10 protein-coding genes are annotated in these 16,015 nt (G+C 49.4%); 9 read left to right on the top strand and 1 reads right to left on the bottom strand.

Going from position 1 to position 16,015, the window contains the following annotated elements; genetic code table 11:
• Nucleotides 1–6: 6 nt before the first annotated feature.
• Complete coding sequence (locus CCY01nite_RS14410; RefSeq protein ID WP_146862880.1) at nucleotides 7–888, bottom strand: helix-turn-helix transcriptional regulator; 882 nt, start codon at nucleotides 886–888, stop codon at nucleotides 7–9.
• 151 nt (nucleotides 889–1,039) lie between these two features.
• On the opposite strand from CCY01nite_RS14410, the gene CCY01nite_RS14405 reads away from it, so the two are divergent.
• From CCY01nite_RS14405 to CCY01nite_RS14365, 9 genes are all read left to right on the top strand, one after another.
• Entirely contained in the window at nucleotides 1,040–1,813 is a 774-nt protein-coding gene (locus tag CCY01nite_RS14405; protein ID WP_146862877.1) for a phytanoyl-CoA dioxygenase family protein, read from the top strand.
• Between the two features lie 164 nt (nucleotides 1,814–1,977).
• Nucleotides 1,978–3,270 carry an MFS transporter gene (locus tag CCY01nite_RS14400; RefSeq protein WP_146862874.1) on the top strand — a complete coding sequence of 431 codons (1,293 nt, stop codon included), beginning with the start codon at nucleotides 1,978–1,980 and terminating at the stop codon, nucleotides 3,268–3,270.
• 35 nt (nucleotides 3,271–3,305) lie between these two features.
• Nucleotides 3,306–4,121 carry an N-acetylmuramic acid 6-phosphate etherase gene (gene murQ, locus CCY01nite_RS14395; protein ID WP_146862871.1) on the top strand — a complete coding sequence of 272 codons (816 nt, stop codon included), beginning with the start codon at nucleotides 3,306–3,308 and terminating at the stop codon, nucleotides 4,119–4,121.
• Nucleotides 4,122–4,124: 3 nt separating this feature from the next.
• Nucleotides 4,125–5,399 carry a glucose/galactose MFS transporter gene (gene gluP, locus CCY01nite_RS14390; protein WP_146862868.1) on the top strand — a complete coding sequence of 425 codons (1,275 nt, stop codon included), beginning with the start codon at nucleotides 4,125–4,127 and terminating at the stop codon, nucleotides 5,397–5,399.
• Entirely contained in the window at nucleotides 5,396–7,894 is a 2,499-nt protein-coding gene (locus CCY01nite_RS14385) for a beta-N-acetylhexosaminidase (protein ID WP_146862866.1), read from the top strand. The genes gluP and CCY01nite_RS14385 overlap by 4 nt, the downstream gene beginning before the upstream one ends.
• 41 nt (nucleotides 7,895–7,935) lie before the next feature.
• Complete coding sequence (locus CCY01nite_RS14380) at nucleotides 7,936–10,767, top strand: TonB-dependent receptor (protein WP_186831057.1); 2,832 nt, start codon at nucleotides 7,936–7,938, stop codon at nucleotides 10,765–10,767.
• 9 nt (nucleotides 10,768–10,776) lie between these two features.
• Complete coding sequence (locus CCY01nite_RS14375) at nucleotides 10,777–11,541, top strand: 6-phosphogluconolactonase (protein WP_146862861.1); 765 nt, start codon at nucleotides 10,777–10,779, stop codon at nucleotides 11,539–11,541.
• A gap of 57 nt (nucleotides 11,542–11,598) precedes the next feature.
• Nucleotides 11,599–13,260 (top strand): glycoside hydrolase family 88/105 protein, encoded by a 1,662-nt coding sequence (locus CCY01nite_RS14370; RefSeq protein ID WP_186831056.1) that lies wholly within the window; start codon nucleotides 11,599–11,601, stop codon nucleotides 13,258–13,260.
• Between the two features lie 56 nt (nucleotides 13,261–13,316).
• Nucleotides 13,317–16,010, top strand: coding sequence for a hypothetical protein (locus CCY01nite_RS14365; protein WP_146862855.1), 2,694 nt, complete (start codon nucleotides 13,317–13,319; stop codon nucleotides 16,008–16,010).
• Nucleotides 16,011–16,015: the final 5 nt, after the last annotated feature.

Below are 16,015 nucleotides of genomic sequence, written 5' to 3'. Positions count from 1 at the left end.
CAGCATCTAGGTTTTTAGGCCGCGTTGTTTAAATTCAGCCGGGCTTACGCCTGTATATTTTTTAAATACGGTGGCAAAATACTGTGAAGAAGAAAAATTGAGTTTAAAGGCAACGGCCGTTACCGATTCTCCATCGGGTAGCAGCAGCAATTTTTTTGCCTCTTCAACCCGGGCGCGCAAAATATAGTCTACCGGTGGCATCCCGAATTCTTTCTTGAACCAGCTTTTGAAGTGGGAACCAGACATGCAAAGTTCTTTGGCAAGCAGTTCAACACGCAGGTCCCGGTAGATGTTGCTATGAATGTAGTTCTTGATTTCAGCTATTCTGTCCGACTGTTTCCTGCTTACATTTTTCTGCGAATATTCAATGACGGTTAACAAAAAGGTGCTGATCAGGTTCAGTGTCTGTAGTTTATGTACCGGCTGCTGTACCGGTTCATCATGAATGGCAAAAAGCTGATCGAGCATTTTCTTCATGGCTTCGGTTCCCTTAAAATGCCTTTCTTTTATGGCCATCAGCTCCATTATGAACACCGCCGATTCTTCCTCGTCAAAATGGAGAAAACGCTCTTTTTCCGGCACCTGTACGATTAACCAGTACAAAGTGCCTTTCTCTTCAGGATGCTGGGCCGTTCCATGCGGTTCATCGGGGAAGGTAATGAAAACATCTCCGCCCCTGATGTGGTATTCCTTCCCGTTTACCTCGTAAACCTGCATGCCTTTGTCACAATAACAAATCTCCATCATTCCGTCATGTGAATGTGTTTCCAGCTCGTCATGCACGTGTTTATAGGAATATCTGCCCAGCTTGACCTTTCCCTCCAGCCTGAACTTGCTGAAATTTATAATGCTCCTTTCTGCGGTGGAGCAGTTATCAAAATCCGACATGTATAAAATTGTATGTTCCTACTAAATTGATAGTTATACAGCAGTCTGAAAGGTAAATTTGATAAAATAACTCACCAGTCAATTATATGCCTATGACACCCGTACCGGTTCCTTGCTTGTGCGGGCGTCTTACCTATAAATATACATACTTATGGAAAAGACTTGTTTATCTGCGCAACAGATCGCCTTTTTTAATGATAACGGATACCTTACCGTTGAAAATATTATTACCCCTGATGAGATTGAACAGTATAAAGCTATCTACAACGATTTTCTGTCGGAGAAAATAAAAACAGGCGGCAACCGGTCAGACCTGGGGGATGGCCTGGGCAAAAGTCAGGCAAAAGAGAACATTACCCAGATCATGTGGCCAAGCGATTTTGTAAAGGAACTGCTTACGATGCCTTATCACCGGCGGGCCCTGGCCATCAGCCGTGAGCTGATCGGCGCTGACGCAGAAATGGACTTCGATATGCTGATCAATAAGGCGCCATACTCCAATACCATTACACCCTGGCACCAGGACGAGGCTTACTGGCTGAACCTGCCGGATAAGCGGGCCGCGAGCTGCTGGCTGGCCCTGGATGAGGCTACGGTTGACAATGGCTGCATGTGGTTCGTACCAGGCTCCAATCTGAAAGAGGTAAGGCCGCATCGCTTTGCCGGCAAGGAAGGCGGCGCGCTTACCTGCGACGCCTCCGAAGAAGAAGGAACGTATGTGGAGCTTAAACGGGGGTCCTGTACCTTTCACCAGGGCCGTACCCTGCATTACAGCAGGGGAAATTCTACCGGTACGGACCGAAGGGCTTTTATCCTCAACTTCAGGCCGGCAGAAATGATCAGGTATGAACGGGAACGGGGCTTTGATCATGGAAGGAACAATGCCGGCGACAGAAGGTTGACAAATGAGGATTTTAAAAGGTAATTCCTGAAATGTTAAAGTTCAGATCAGACTTGGAACAGAATTTTATGTTGTTTATATTTATGTACTAGTATATACCAGTATATACCTATATAACTGGGCACCGGGCGTGCTGCGCCTGGCTTTCATGTTGTTTGACGCCCTTAAAGATACCAGCTCAACTAATCATGATCAACGAAACCAAAGTCGGAAATTACAGGTGGTTCATTTGTTTTATGCTTTTTGCCGCAACAACCATCAATTACCTGGACAGGCAGATTCTCGGTCTGTTGAAACCAGGGCTTGAAAGAACATTCAACTGGACGGAAACCGATTATGGTCACATTGTGATGGCCTTTACCGCTTGCTACGCCCTGGGCCAGCTGCTGTATGGAAAGGTAATCGACAAAATAGGCACAAAACTGGGCTACACCATTTCAGTTACGGTGTGGAGCCTTGCTGCCATGCTGCACGCCGCAGTAAGAACAACCTTTGGTTTCGGAGCCATGCGCGCATTGCTGGGAATTGGCGAATCAGGCAATTATCCTGCCGGGGTTAAAACGGTAGCCGAATGGTTCCCTAAAAAAGAGCGGGCGCTGGCAGTAGGGATCTTTGATTCAGGCTCCAATATCGGCGCTTGCGTGGCCCCGGTCCTGGTGCCCTGGATCCTTGCGTTATACGGCTGGCAAATGGCCTTTATTGTAACCGGGGTATTGGGATTTGTATGGCTTGCCGCCTGGATCATTTTTTATGAAGTTCCCACTAGGCAAAAGAAATTAAATCCGGCGGAACTGGCCTATATCAATAGCGATGAGGATGCCGCTGCGGAAGATAACGACACCAGTACCGTCACCTGGAAAAAGTTGCTGGGGCTTAAACAAACATGGGCATTTATCGCAGGTAAATTTTTTACAGATCCGATCTGGTATTTTTTCCTGTTCTGGCTCCCCTCCTATTTCGCAACCTATTTTCACCTTGATCTTAAAAAGCCGAGCCTGCCACTTGTAATCGTTTACACCGGTACCATGATCGGCAGCATTGGCGGCGGATACCTTTCTTCCTGGCTCATTAAAAAAGGCTGGCCGGTATATAAGGCCCGTAAAGCGGCCCTGATGGTGGCCGCCATCTGTGTGATCCCCGTAATAGCCACCCGTTACACCAGCAATATGTGGTTTGTGATCGCTCTGATCAGCCTTTCCGTAGCCGCAAACCAGGCATGGAGCGCAAACATTTTTACTATTGTATCAGATATGTTCCCTAAAAAAGCAGTGAGCTCGGTAGTGGGCCTGGGGGGTATGGCCGGTGCTGCAGGCGGGGTGCTTTTCCCGATGTTCATCGGTTTTATACTTGACTTTTATAAAGGTATGGGAAACATCGTCGCCGGTTACAACATCATTTTCCTGATCTGCGGCTGCTCATTCCTGGTCGCATGGCTGGTCATACACCTGCTTACGCCTAAAATGGAAAAGGTGAAGCTTTAAGAAAAGAAGAAAATCAACATAGCTTTTATATACAGATGAATTTTATCAAAACAACCGAGATGCCTTCTCTTTACCGGCATCTTGAAAAGATGCCGACAGAAGAACTATTGTATCACATCAACGATGAAGATGCAACGGTGGCCGGTGCGGTGCGGAGGCTGGTGCCTGTTATAGCCCGTTTGGTGGATGCTGCTGCCCGGCGGATGGAGCAGGGCGGACGCCTGTTTTATATCGGCGCCGGTACCAGTGGCCGGCTGGGTGTGCTGGATGCCAGTGAATGCCCGCCAACCTACGGTGTACCGGATGACGTGGTGATCGGCATTATGGCCGGTGGCGACGAGGCGCTGCGTTTTGGTATTGAAGATGCGGAAGACAGTCCCGAACAGGGCTGGCTGGATCTTGAAAAATATAACATCAACAGCAGGGATATCCTGATCGGCATCGCAGCAAGCGGCACTACCCCCTACGTACTGGGAGCATTGGAAAAAGCCCGGCAGCAAGGCATTCTTACCGCTTGCATTGTATGCAATGCGGGTTCGCCGATTGCCGGATATGCCGATTTCCCGCTGGAAGCAGTGGTAGGGCCAGAGTTTGTAACCGGCAGTACCCGCATGAAAAGCGGCACGGCACAAAAGCTGATCCTGAATATGATCTCAACCAGTGTAATGATCCGGCTCGGGAGAATACTCGACAATCGCATGGTGAACATGCAGATCAGTAATGAAAAGCTGGTAAACAGAGGCGTAAAAATGCTGATGGAAAAAACCGGGATCACAGATTATGAACAAGCCAGAGCAACGCTGTTGAAATATGGAAATGTGAAGAACGCCATCGAAAAGCTAAAAATGTAATTTATGGATGCTGCGGTAAATATAGCCCAACCAGCCACCGGTGGCACTTACATCAAACAGGTGATCACCATCGGTTTTTTCTTCTTCATCTTCGGTTTTGTGACCTGGGTGAACGGAACACTGATCCCTTACCTGCGCATTGCCTGCGAACTGGAAGAGTGGCAGGCTTACCTGGTTACCTTCGCCTTTTACATCTCTTATACTTTTATGGCCCTCCCGTCCAGCCGCATTTTACAGTTGACCGGCATCATCAAGGGCATGCAGGTGGGCCTGCTCATTATGGCTGCAGGCTGCCTGCTGTTTGTTCCGGCAGCCATGATGCGCTATTATCCATTGTTCCTGCTGGGCCTGTTTGTAGTGGGAGCCGGAACAACGCTGCTGCAAACCGCCGTCAATCCATACATCACCAAACTGGGCGATCCGGCCAGGGCTGCACAGCGGATGAGCATTATGGGCATCTGTAATAAATTTGCCGGCATACTCGCTCCGATGATCCTCGGCGCTATCATCCTTAAAAATTCCGATGGCCTGCTGGCCGAGCTGGAAAGCCTGGCGCCCGCCGCAAAAACCGTACGTCTCGACGAGCTGGCCAGGGATGTTATCATGCCTTACATCGTGCTGACCATTGTGCTCTGCATCATCGCATTCAGCATAAAATATGCACATCTGCCCGAAATTACACCCTCTGAGAAAGAACCGGCTATAAGCCCGGCCAACACCGGTCAAGGCCATAACGCTGCATTTATACTGGGATTCATGGCCATATTTGTAAGCGTTGCAGCAGAAGTAATTGCCGGTGATACCATCGGCAACTACGGTATCTATCACGGCGTAAGGCTCGATGTGGCTAAAAGCCTGACTTCCTGGACACTCGCATCCATGCTTACGGGTTATGTTCTGGGGGCCTTGTTCATTCCTAAACTGATCAGCCAGGAAAAGGCGTTTTTATATTCTTCCCTGCTGGGCACGCTGCTGACCCTGCTCGCGGTATTTGTTCCGGGGCAAACATCCATCGTATTTATTGCACTGCTCGGATTTGCCAATGCCATGCTATGGCCGGCCATCTGGCCGCTCGCCTTACGTGGATTAACCGGTGCATTGTTAAACCGCGGGTCCGCCATACTGATCATGGGTATTGCCGGTGGCGCTCTTCTGCCGCTGGTTTACAGCTGGCTTTCACATATTTCCAATGACCAGCTGGCTTACCTCCTGCTCGTTCCCTGCTATCTTTTTAATGTGTACTACCAGATCTCCAGGACTAAAAAACAAATAAAATGATAAGGGGAATTAACATATTGATTTTGCTCTTATCGCTGAACATTGAATTATTTGCGGCAGATGTTCCGGTGGTGCCTTATCCGCAGCAGGTACAGCAGGGTACAGCTACCATAAAGCTGGGTAAGTCCATATCGCTGAAAGCTGACGGTATAGATGGGGCCATGCTGAAACGCCTGGCAGATGTTACCAAATTCAGCACCAATGAGCGGGCCGCCTTTCCAGTGAACCTGAGCATAAGCGGCAGGAATAAAATGGCCGACGCACTGATAGATGCTTACACCACACCATTAAAAACCGACTGGAAAACCCGGATCGGTAAAGAAGGCTATGTACTGGTCCTGCATAAAAAAGATCAGCTATTGGTGGCTAATACTGAAGCAGGGCTGTTTTACGGATTGCAGACGTTGAAACAGCTGGCGGATGCGGGCTGGAATAAAGAGCTGGTGATCACCGACTGGCCGTCCCTCCCGCACCGGGTGATATTTGATGACATCAGCCGCGGGCCGATCTCCAAAGTTGCCTATATCCGGCAGCAGATCGAAAGAATGGCCTCCCTGAAGGTGAACGGGCTGTCCTTTTACATCGAGCACGTGATCCAGACCAGGTCGTACCCTGATTTTGCTCCCGCAGATGGAAAATTGACGATTGCCGATGTCAGGGAACTGGATGCCTATGCTGCCAGACATCACATGCAATTGGTGGGCAGCTTCCAGTCCTTCGGGCATTTCAACAACATCCTGTCCTTGCCGCAATACCAGTCGATGGGCGAAACTTCTACCATGATCTCGCCGCTCGATCCCAAAGCAAAGCGCTTCCTGGAAAGCGTGATCACCGAGATGTGCGGCGCCTTCAGTTCTCCTTACTTCAATGTAAACTGCGACGAGACCTTCGACCTCGGCAAAGGGAAATCCAAAAATTATGTGGATAGCGTAGGGGTAGCCAGATTCTATGCAGATCATTTGAAATTCCTCTATGATATAGTCAAAAAGAATGGCAAGAAACTCATGATGTGGGGCGACATAGCCCTGCAACATGAAGAGATCCTGGATATGCTGCCCAAAGATATTGTTTACATGACCTGGGAGTACGGCAATCCGCCATCTTACAGCAAATGGATAGATCCTTTTGTAAAACGCGGCCTGCAATTTATGGTATGCCCCGGTATTCTGAATACTAACAGGCTCTTTCCTGACCTGGCCATTGCCAAAGCCAATATCAACGGATTTATCAACGAAGGCTACAAAAAAGGCACTATCGGGGCCTATACTACCATTTGGGACGAGGGCGGCGATCAGCTGTTTTCGGAAGACTGGTACGGGGTTTATATGGCGGCGGAAAAAAGCTGGAACGTAACAACTGATCTCAACGACGCATTTGATAAACGTTATGAAAAAGCAGCTTACGGTACTGCCAATGGCGCCTATGTAAAGGCGATCGGCAAACTGCTTGCACTGAGGGACCTGCCGCTTACCTACAACATGACCCACCAGATCTGGTGGCAACATATTCTACCGCAAAACGGGGAAACCCTTATCCTGAATAATAAGGATGTGCCGGAAGGCTTGCAGCTCGTGAACGAAGCCGCACAGCTATTAAAACTGGCTAACCCCGTAAAACACCTTTCCGATCTGGCCACCCTGAAATATATTACAGACCGGTACAAATTGATCTTCGATACCCGCATTGAGGTTGCCGGGCTGGCAAACTGGTATGCACTGCAGGAAGGCAAACCCGTTTCCTCCCTGGGCCCGCAGATCAGCTCCCTGCAAAAGTTAAAAAGCCGCTATGTGGCGATGGAAAAGGACTTCCGGGACAAGTGGAACAGTGAAAACCAGCCTTATACGCTGGATTATGCGCTGACACCTTACCAAACACGCATCAACGCATTAAACGATCTTGAAAAAAAACTGAAGACACTCAATACCAGCTTACCTGCGGCTGCAACGATCGGGTTAAACGTGATAGAAAGCGACCGCTATTATTTCAATTTCTGGCTGCTTGCCGGGCCTTTTAAAAGCGACACTTTCCCTGCCTTTCTCTATTCTGAAGATCAGCAGGCCAATCATCCTCCCAAGCCAGGAGACTTTGCACAGCACAACGGTCAGCAATTCCGCTGGATGAAGTATAATACGGATAACGGCGGCATCATCAACAAATTCAAAGATCCCGGCAGTGATACTTATGTGTATGCTTTCTGCACCATTACTACCCAAACCGCCACACAGATGCCAGCCTGGCTGGGAAATGATACGGCCGCGGAACTGTTTTGCAACGGCACGAAAATCACCGGAGGTGCTTTTACCTCCACAGGGTATGCCGCGCTGCCCAAAGAAAGGTCTTACCACCTTCCCTTAAACGCGGGCACCAATTACATTTTGCTGAAGGTAAAAAACAATGCGCCTTTCACCTTCCGCCTCGGCACCACGGAATCTGTCACCAACCACAAACATAAGTATACCATCAATGCGGACCAGGACAGTCATGAAGCAGATTAAGATCCATATATCAACCAATGCCAAACCAAAAAAAACAGGTTATGAAAAGAATTATTTCAACGTATCTCATGTGGATTTCAGCGGTTATTATTTCAGCCGCGGCGATCAGCTTGCCCGCGCATGCACAAACAGTGGGCAATATCAGGGGTAAAGTGATTGATGAGCGAGGCGGTGCATTGCCGGGCGCATCTGTGAAAATTAAAGGTACCAATAAAGGCGTTTCTACAAGTACAACAGGCGATTTTCAACTGAACGACCTCAAGCCCGGCAGCTACGTGATCAGTGTATTTTATATGGGCTTTGACCCTGTTGAAACCAATATAGAGCTTCAGGCCGGGCAAACACTCGTGCGGAACATCAAGCTGACGGGCAGCACCATAGGTCTGAAAGGCGTCACTGTATCTGCTGTAATTGAAGGCCAGCAAAAGGCTTTGAACCAGCAAAGAAATGCGGATAACATCAAACAGGTGATCTCCGCCGACCTGATGAGCCGTTTCCCGGACCTCAACGTGGCCGAATCGCTGCAACGGCTTCCGGGTGTAACTATCGGCCGTGAACAGGGCGAAGGCTCTACCGTACAGTTGCGCGGTACGCCCGGCGGTTATACCAATATCAATATCAACGGTGAGCAGATCATGGGCACACAGGAAGAGGGGCAGCGGAATGCGCAGCTGGACCTGATACCGGCCAACGTGCTCTCTTCCATGGAAGTGATCAAAACGTTGACGCCGGACCTGGATGGCGATGCTATCGCAGGGGCGATCAATCTGAAAACACCAACAGCGATAAGCATGAAACCTCAGTTGTCAGTAGACCTTGGCGGCGGCTACAACCAGCTGCGCAACAAGGCAAATGGCACCGGCAACATCAGCGTCGGCCGCCGTTTTGCCGCCACCGAAGCACTTCCCAACGGGAAACTGGGCATTACGGTAACGGGGAGTTACTACAAAACCAATAACGGTTACGATGAGATCAATGCCCAGCAGTGGCAGTTAAAGGATTTTGAAGATGGAAAAGGGACCATTTATTTTCCCACAGATATCCGCCTGGTTTACCTGGAAAATGAACGTACCCGTATGGGAGCAACCACTACCATCGATTACAGCTTTAATCCTACCACTTCTATTGTCGCTAACGTAACTTTCAATAGCCTGGACAATGATGCCACCCGCTACCGTAAACGTACGCGCATGCAAACGTCCAGGACGGAATTTGCAGATGGCGTGTATACCACCCCGAGAGGAAGAGGCTATAATGAGGTGCTGGACCGGCAAATGGATAATAACAACCTCAATATGAGCCTGGAAGGTGAAACCATGCTGGGCAAGGTAAAGCTGGACGGCGGTATTTTCTTTACCACCTCCAGGTTCGACCAGGAGGCTTATGCCTACAATTACGTTACCGGCAACGTGCCGATGACCATCTCGGAGATATCAGGTGATTATATACAGGCAACCGGCGAAACAGATCCCAAGAATAACGCTTCCTTGTATACCTACAATACGATCGAAGCCAACAACTTCACCACGGAGGGCCGCAACTTTGTAGCGCGTTTAAACATGACCCTGCCTTACAAAATAGGCAGCAACTATGCCAGCTTTAAAATGGGCGTCAAAACGAAACGCATGCACAACAAACGCTTCAGGCCGGTGAGCAGCACTTTTGTAGCCAACTATGCAGGCGCGGCTGAAGATGGCAGCCTGAACAATTTCAGGGGCGATGAAGAAGTGTCCGCTGACTTCCTGGATAACAACCTGAGTTTTGGCCTGGGCGTAAACAAAGCCGCCACCATGAACTTTTATGCCAATAATCCCGGAATGTTCAATACCAGTACCAACCTTACGCAGGTATCCATCGATTCCTACTTTTACGATGCCATTGAAAATGTAACGGCCGGTTATGTAATGAACCGTATACAATTCAATAAATTCATGTTGCTGGGCGGTTTGCGTGTGGAAAGAACAGGCGTTGACTACGACGCGAAGCTCGTGAACCAGGATGCGGATGGTAACCTCACCTCGTCAGTACCTGTAAATTCCAAATACAGCTATACCAAATTCCTGCCGAACCTGCAAGGCAAGTATGATATCGCCAAAAATACGGTCATGCGCGGTGCGGTATCATTCGGCTATTCCAGGCCAAACTTCAACGACCTGGTACCAAGCCGTGTCATCAGCATCCTGAACGCCACATTAACAGATGGCAATCCTGACCTGGAGCCCGCGTTTGCCACCAACTATGATATTTCAATCGAGCAGTACCTGAGTAACCTCGGCATTCTTTCTGTTGGCGCGTTTTATAAAAACGTGGAAAAATTTCAGTACAACAGCGTCATCACGCTTACCGGCAATGAATTCCCTGGTGCCGACGCTTACCCGGATTACCTGTATTATAAGACCTACAATGGAGATGTTGCGAAGGTACTTGGTGTTGAGCTGAACGCACAGACTAACCTGACATTCCTGCCGGGCGTTTTAAAAGGCATTTCTGTGTATGCCAATTATACTTACACACATTCCAGGGCTGATGCGCAAAACAGGAAAAACCTCCGTTTGCCGGGCCAGGCCGATCACACTGCCAACGGGTCGCTGTCTTATACTTTAAAAGGGTTCACCTTACAGGGTAACCTGAATTATAACGGCGCATACACTGCAACATTAGGTACGGACGATGCCAGCGATGTGGTCAGGGCCGCGCGTTACCAGCTGGATGTAAATGCCTCTTACCGCATCAACAAAAGAATGACCATTTACGCGGAGGGCGTGAATTTAACCAACCAGCCACAAGTGGAATACTTTGGCGAGCGCTCCCGCATTTATAGCAAAACATTCTATGACTTTTCGGTACGAGCCGGATTTAAATACCGCTATTAAACTGACATGATGATAAGGGAATTTTTGAAAGACAACATGCAGGTCAGAATTTATTCAACAAGGGAGGGAATGGGGAACAGTGCTGCTGCTTTGGCAGCACAATGCCTCAGGGAATTACTGCAGCGCAAGGATGAGGTTAACCTCATCTTTGCTGCTGCGGCTTCCCAGGTGGAGTTCCTGGATGCTATAGCATTGGAAAAAAACATCCCCTGGGAACGGGTAAACGCCTTTCATATGGACGAATACATAGGTCTGCCGGTAACCCATCCGCAACGTTTCGGGAATTTCCTGGATAAGCGGATCTTTTCAAAACTGCCGCTGAAAAAGGTCTATTACCTGAATGAAACCGGCGATGATACGGAAGCTGAAAGCGCGCGTTATGCGGCCCTGCTGCAAAAGATGCCGCCGGATGTGACCTTTATGGGAATAGGCGAAAATACACACCTGGCATTTAACGACCCGCATGTAGCCGATTTTAATGATGCGGCACTGGTCAGGATCATCGATCTGGATGAACCCTGCAAGCAGCAGCAGGTACACGATGGCTGTTTTCCTTCGGTGGCCGATGTTCCTTCCTGGGCTTATACTTTAACCATCCCCGCTTTGCTGCGATCTACCTACATTTTTTGCATGGTTCCGGGCAAGAACAAGGCGCAAGCGATAAAGCATACGCTCACAGAGGCGGTCACCGCAAAATATCCTTCCACCGCTTTAAGAAATCACCGCAATGCCGTCCTGTTTTTAGACAAAGACAGTGCAGCACTCATTCTTTAAAAGATCGTCATGAAGGCCGTCAGCAAGTTATTTCTAAGTATAGCAGTATTAAGCGGTATGTCACTAAGGGCATTGCCGCAGGAAAGTGATGCCTTGTCTGTCGTCAGAAAGGTGGCAGATAAGGTAATTGCCGATACCCGCTTCGGTTTTACGCTGGTGCCGCAGAAAGAGGTGCTGGGCATGCAGGTTATCGATTTCAGAAGTCTCCACCCTTTGCCTGCGCAATATGTCTATGCCCAAAGCCGGCTTACGGCTATCAGTGATACCACGCTAAGTTTTGGCCTGGGTTACGCCGGCGGCGTCAGTATCTGGGTCAACAGGAAACTGGCGTACCGTGAGGAAAATCCGGCCATGCAGATACCCAAAGAAATTTCCTATAACCATTTTACCTTTAACAGGCGTTTTTCCGCCAGCCTGAAAAAGGGGGATAACGAGATAGTTATTTCTTATAAACCTATAGCAACTGCCATTCCGGTTGTGTTCCTGATGCCGGCTACCGCAGCGGGCGGTCTGGATACTGCCGCAAAATTCAATTCCGGAATGAACACGGCATGGATGCTGTTGGGACCGGTTGATAACAGCACAGGACTGAAACCAGAAAGCCCTATGCCAGATTATGTGATGACGGGTACAAAGGCGCTGAACTGGGTTAAAAGCCCGCAGCGTTTTATTCCCGAACTGGAAACACCACCCCATGCGGCTTACCAGCGTGATCCTTATACCGACTGGCATTATTCACATGGTGCAATGGTATGGAGCATCATGGCGCTGGACAATGATGGAAAATATAATGCCTTTGCAAGGCAGTACATAGATTTCACTTTAAAACAGGTGCCTTATTTCCGGTATCAGTACAACTCCCTGTTTGCCTGGAGGGGCAGCTACCACAGGATCTTCAGGCGCACGATGCTGGACGATACCGGTGCTCCGATACTACCTTTTGCTGAATTGTATGTGACAGAAAAGAATGAAGCGTTAAAAGCACTCGTGACCTCCATAGCAGATTATGTTACCAGGGAGCAGGTCAGATTGAAAGATGGCACTTTTTGCAGGCCGGAACCTGTTGAGTTTACGGTATGGGCCGATGACCTTTTTATGAGCGTGCCCTTCCTGCTGCAAATGGCAAAAATTACCGGTGATCACCGATACTACGATGATGCCGCCAAACAGGCGCTGAATTTCAGGAAATACCTGCTGAACCCGCAGACCGGCCTGTATAAACATGCCTGGTTTGATCATAAACAGCAGCAATCGGCCGCCTACTGGGGCCGGGCTAACGGATGGGTTGCCTGGGCAACCGCAGAACTGCTGGCCAAACTGCCCAAAACACATCCAGCCTACAAACAGGTGCTCAGCAATTTCAGGCAGCATATGAAGGCCCTGCTGCGCTATCAAAACAGGAACGGCTTCTGGCACCAGGTGCTGGACAGGCGCGATTCATACGAAGAAACTTCCTGCACGGCCTTATTTACCCTCGCCCTGGCAAGAGGGGTACGGGAAGGCTGGTTAAGCGCCGCATATCAAAAACATGCCTTCGCGGGCTGGGCCGCTATTCAGACAAAGATCGATGAAGATGGCGTGGTACATGGCATTTGCCAGGGTACGGAAATTGGCTATGACCAGGAATTTTATATGAAACGGAAAACAATCGACAACGATCCCCGCGGTATGGGAGCAGTGATCACGGCGGGCCTGGAAATTTCAAAACTTCGCAGATGAGCAGAATGTTTTTTATATGGGTCGCTATTGGCCTGGTTTCCTGTCGAACCGGAACCATGAACAACAGTTACCTGTACGATATGGGCAGCGAAACTTCCGCGCTGGAAAAAGGATACATACAGGTTAACCCGGCTACAGCTTACGATACACAGAAAGGGTACGGGTGGTTAAATAGACCCGTGGCCGCTTTTGATACACTTGCCGGAAAATGGAACAATGACCTGAACAGGGATGGAGTACTGGGCAGGGACAGCCTTGTTTTCAGAACTGATATTCCCGATGGTGCCTATCTTTTAACGCTCACGCTGGGCAACAATACCGCACAGCCCTTCAACCAGGCTGTGTATTTCAATGGAGTACCGGTTGCTGATTCGGTGATCACGCCATGGTACCGCCTCCCCATAAAAAGTGTAAACAGGATCGTTCATGTCAGCAACAGAACGGCCATTGTAAAGATCAGCTCAACATCGCTGGTGGCTGTGCAAAACATTGAATTTCGTCCGGTGGCGCCACAAAAAGCCAATACGGCCACGGGGTTTGAGCAGGATACGCAGGCGGTAAAAAAGTTGGGTGGGGATTTGGCCGACAGGTATTTAACAGCAGCCCGGTATTATGATCTTGGCGCCTGGTCGGCTTCGGTCAAAAAATCCGGCAATTTTTTCTTCCGGATGTACCTGGCTGCAGATATGCTGGAACAGATCGCCGCATCGGAAAACGATCCTTTGTATGACAGGGCCATCTATCTGCTCGCAAAGATCCATTACTGGCTGAACCTGGAAATTATTGATCCGTATCATGAAGCAGCTGCCAGGAAATATTTTACCATCCTTAAAAACAAATACCCGGATGCAGCACTGATAAAAATGTACCTGGGCGAAAAGATCCCCTTTGCCATTCAAAACAAAGTGGATACGGCAGGTGCGCCACAATGGGCCGTGAAACAGCATGAGGCCATGCAAAGAATGCTGAAGGTGATCCATTGGTGGGTAAACGAAAAGCAAATAGCCAATGGCGAACTCGGTGGCAAATATGGTGACGATGTGGAAATATTGCGCTGGTGGCTGCCAGCCATTTTAGGGGTCGATGATTCCACCGCAAAAAAAGGCTACATCAGGCTGGCAGACGGGGTTTGGAACAGCGGCATCCTGGAACGTGGATTTGCCAAAGCAGTAGATGATGTGGAACATTCGGCCGAGCTGTTCAGGGATACGCATCCCGCCATGTTCATGATCCGCTATGGCGATCCCGAATACATAGAGCGCTGCCTGATCAGTATGCAGAATTTTGAAAAGGTGTGGACAGGCATAACCCCCAGGGGGCACCGCCATTTCAGGTCCTGCTACCTTTCGGCCAGCGAAGTGCTGGACCAGGAGCCAATGAATGTAGATGTACCCCTCAATGCAAGGGCCGTGCTACCGGGTTTATGGGCGGCGTGGTACAGTGGAAACCCGACGTTGATCCGTTTGTTCAGCGAATGGGCGAATGCCTGGGTAACAGATGCTGCCCGCGCCGACGGTGGTAAACCTGCGGGGCTGATGCCTGCAGCCGTTGCCTTTTCTAATGACGAAATAGGCGCATATACCGGTAAATGGTATGATCCGGGACTGGCCTACGATTACTACAAATGGGAAAGCCTTGGTCACATCAATGAAATGTATGGACAACTGATCGGCATGTATGGGCTTACAGGGAATACATCTTTTTTAAAACCCGTGGATTTTTGCTACGACCTGATGCGGCAGGCGGCCCGGGAAAAGCTGCCTGAAAATGCAGCACAAGGCACGGCGGACTGGGCCAAAAAAGTGTTGCTGGAAGGCGGGGTGGACAAAGGGGCGGCAGATAACCCCATGGCCGGTGTTTTCGCGATGGCGGGACAGATTGGAGGCAGCGATAAGTATAACGACTTTATCGCCGCTCACGGCAATCCTTACAACAAATACCTGGTTGATAAGGACATGAGCACCATCTACAAAGGATTGGAAACAGTGCTCAATTCGCTGCGGTATAACCTGCCGCTTCTAACCAGTGAAGTGAAATTTACCGACCGTGTGTATGTACCGGGCAGCGATCTGCTGTTTGGCATGTACACCGGGCATTTCGGGGCAGGATACGAATACCCGTCAACCATCGTGACCTGGAAAAATACCGGGCCCGACATGGGTGTGTTCGTACGCCAGGGCAACAAAAGATCAGCGACAATTTCCCTTTACAATTTCGGAGAAAGCCGTACCGTAACCATGCAGACCTGGTTGCTGGAACCCGGTGTTTACAGGCTATGCACCGGTTCAGACAACAATGATGACGGGCAAATAGATACAGATAGAACGGAGCGTACGGTTGTGCTGAAAGAAAGAGCAAACCAGGTCCAATTGCAGGTGCCCGCCGGGAAACTACAGGCGGTAACCATCGAACAGCTAAAAGCTCATCCAAAAACAGGTCCGCTTGCCGATGTGGCACTTTCAGACCGGGATATTTCAATAGACAAGGAACAACTGCATGTGAAGGTCCATAATGTAGGCAATGTGGCAGCCAGGAATGTCACCGTTGAACTGTGGTCCGGAAATAAAAAGATCAGCTCCGCCAAAATAACGGAAATAGCGGCGCCAAACGACCTTACGCCGCGCTGGGAAACAACCCGTTTTAAACTTGAGTCCGGCATGGCAACAGCACCGGTTTCAGTCAGGGTGTGGATGGATCAGCCCGAGATCACTACATTGAACAATACGGCATCTTATCGTTCAACGAAGTAAAAGCA

Origin of the sequence: Chitinophaga cymbidii (assembly GCF_007992715.1) — a bacterium.
GTDB lineage: Bacteria > Bacteroidota > Bacteroidia > Chitinophagales > Chitinophagaceae > Chitinophaga > Chitinophaga cymbidii.
This window is presented reverse-complemented; position numbering and strand designations above follow the sequence as displayed.

Coding starts and splice junctions, on each gene's coding strand:
- CCY01nite_RS14370 (WP_186831056.1), top strand. CDS start 11,599: ATGTCACTAAGGGCATTGCCGCAGGAAAGTGATGCCTTGTCTGTCGTC.
- CCY01nite_RS14400 (WP_146862874.1), top strand. CDS start 1,978: ATGATCAACGAAACCAAAGTCGGAAATTACAGGTGGTTCATTTGTTTT.
- CCY01nite_RS14410 (WP_146862880.1), bottom strand. CDS start 888: ATGTCGGATTTTGATAACTGCTCCACCGCAGAAAGGAGCATTATAAAT.
- CCY01nite_RS14385 (WP_146862866.1), top strand. CDS start 5,396: ATGATAAGGGGAATTAACATATTGATTTTGCTCTTATCGCTGAACATT.
- CCY01nite_RS14365 (WP_146862855.1), top strand. CDS start 13,317: ATGAACAACAGTTACCTGTACGATATGGGCAGCGAAACTTCCGCGCTG.
- CCY01nite_RS14405 (WP_146862877.1), top strand. CDS start 1,040: ATGGAAAAGACTTGTTTATCTGCGCAACAGATCGCCTTTTTTAATGAT.
- gluP (WP_146862868.1), top strand. CDS start 4,125: ATGGATGCTGCGGTAAATATAGCCCAACCAGCCACCGGTGGCACTTAC.
- CCY01nite_RS14375 (WP_146862861.1), top strand. CDS start 10,777: ATGATAAGGGAATTTTTGAAAGACAACATGCAGGTCAGAATTTATTCA.
- CCY01nite_RS14380 (WP_186831057.1), top strand. CDS start 7,936: ATGAAAAGAATTATTTCAACGTATCTCATGTGGATTTCAGCGGTTATT.
- murQ (WP_146862871.1), top strand. CDS start 3,306: ATGAATTTTATCAAAACAACCGAGATGCCTTCTCTTTACCGGCATCTT.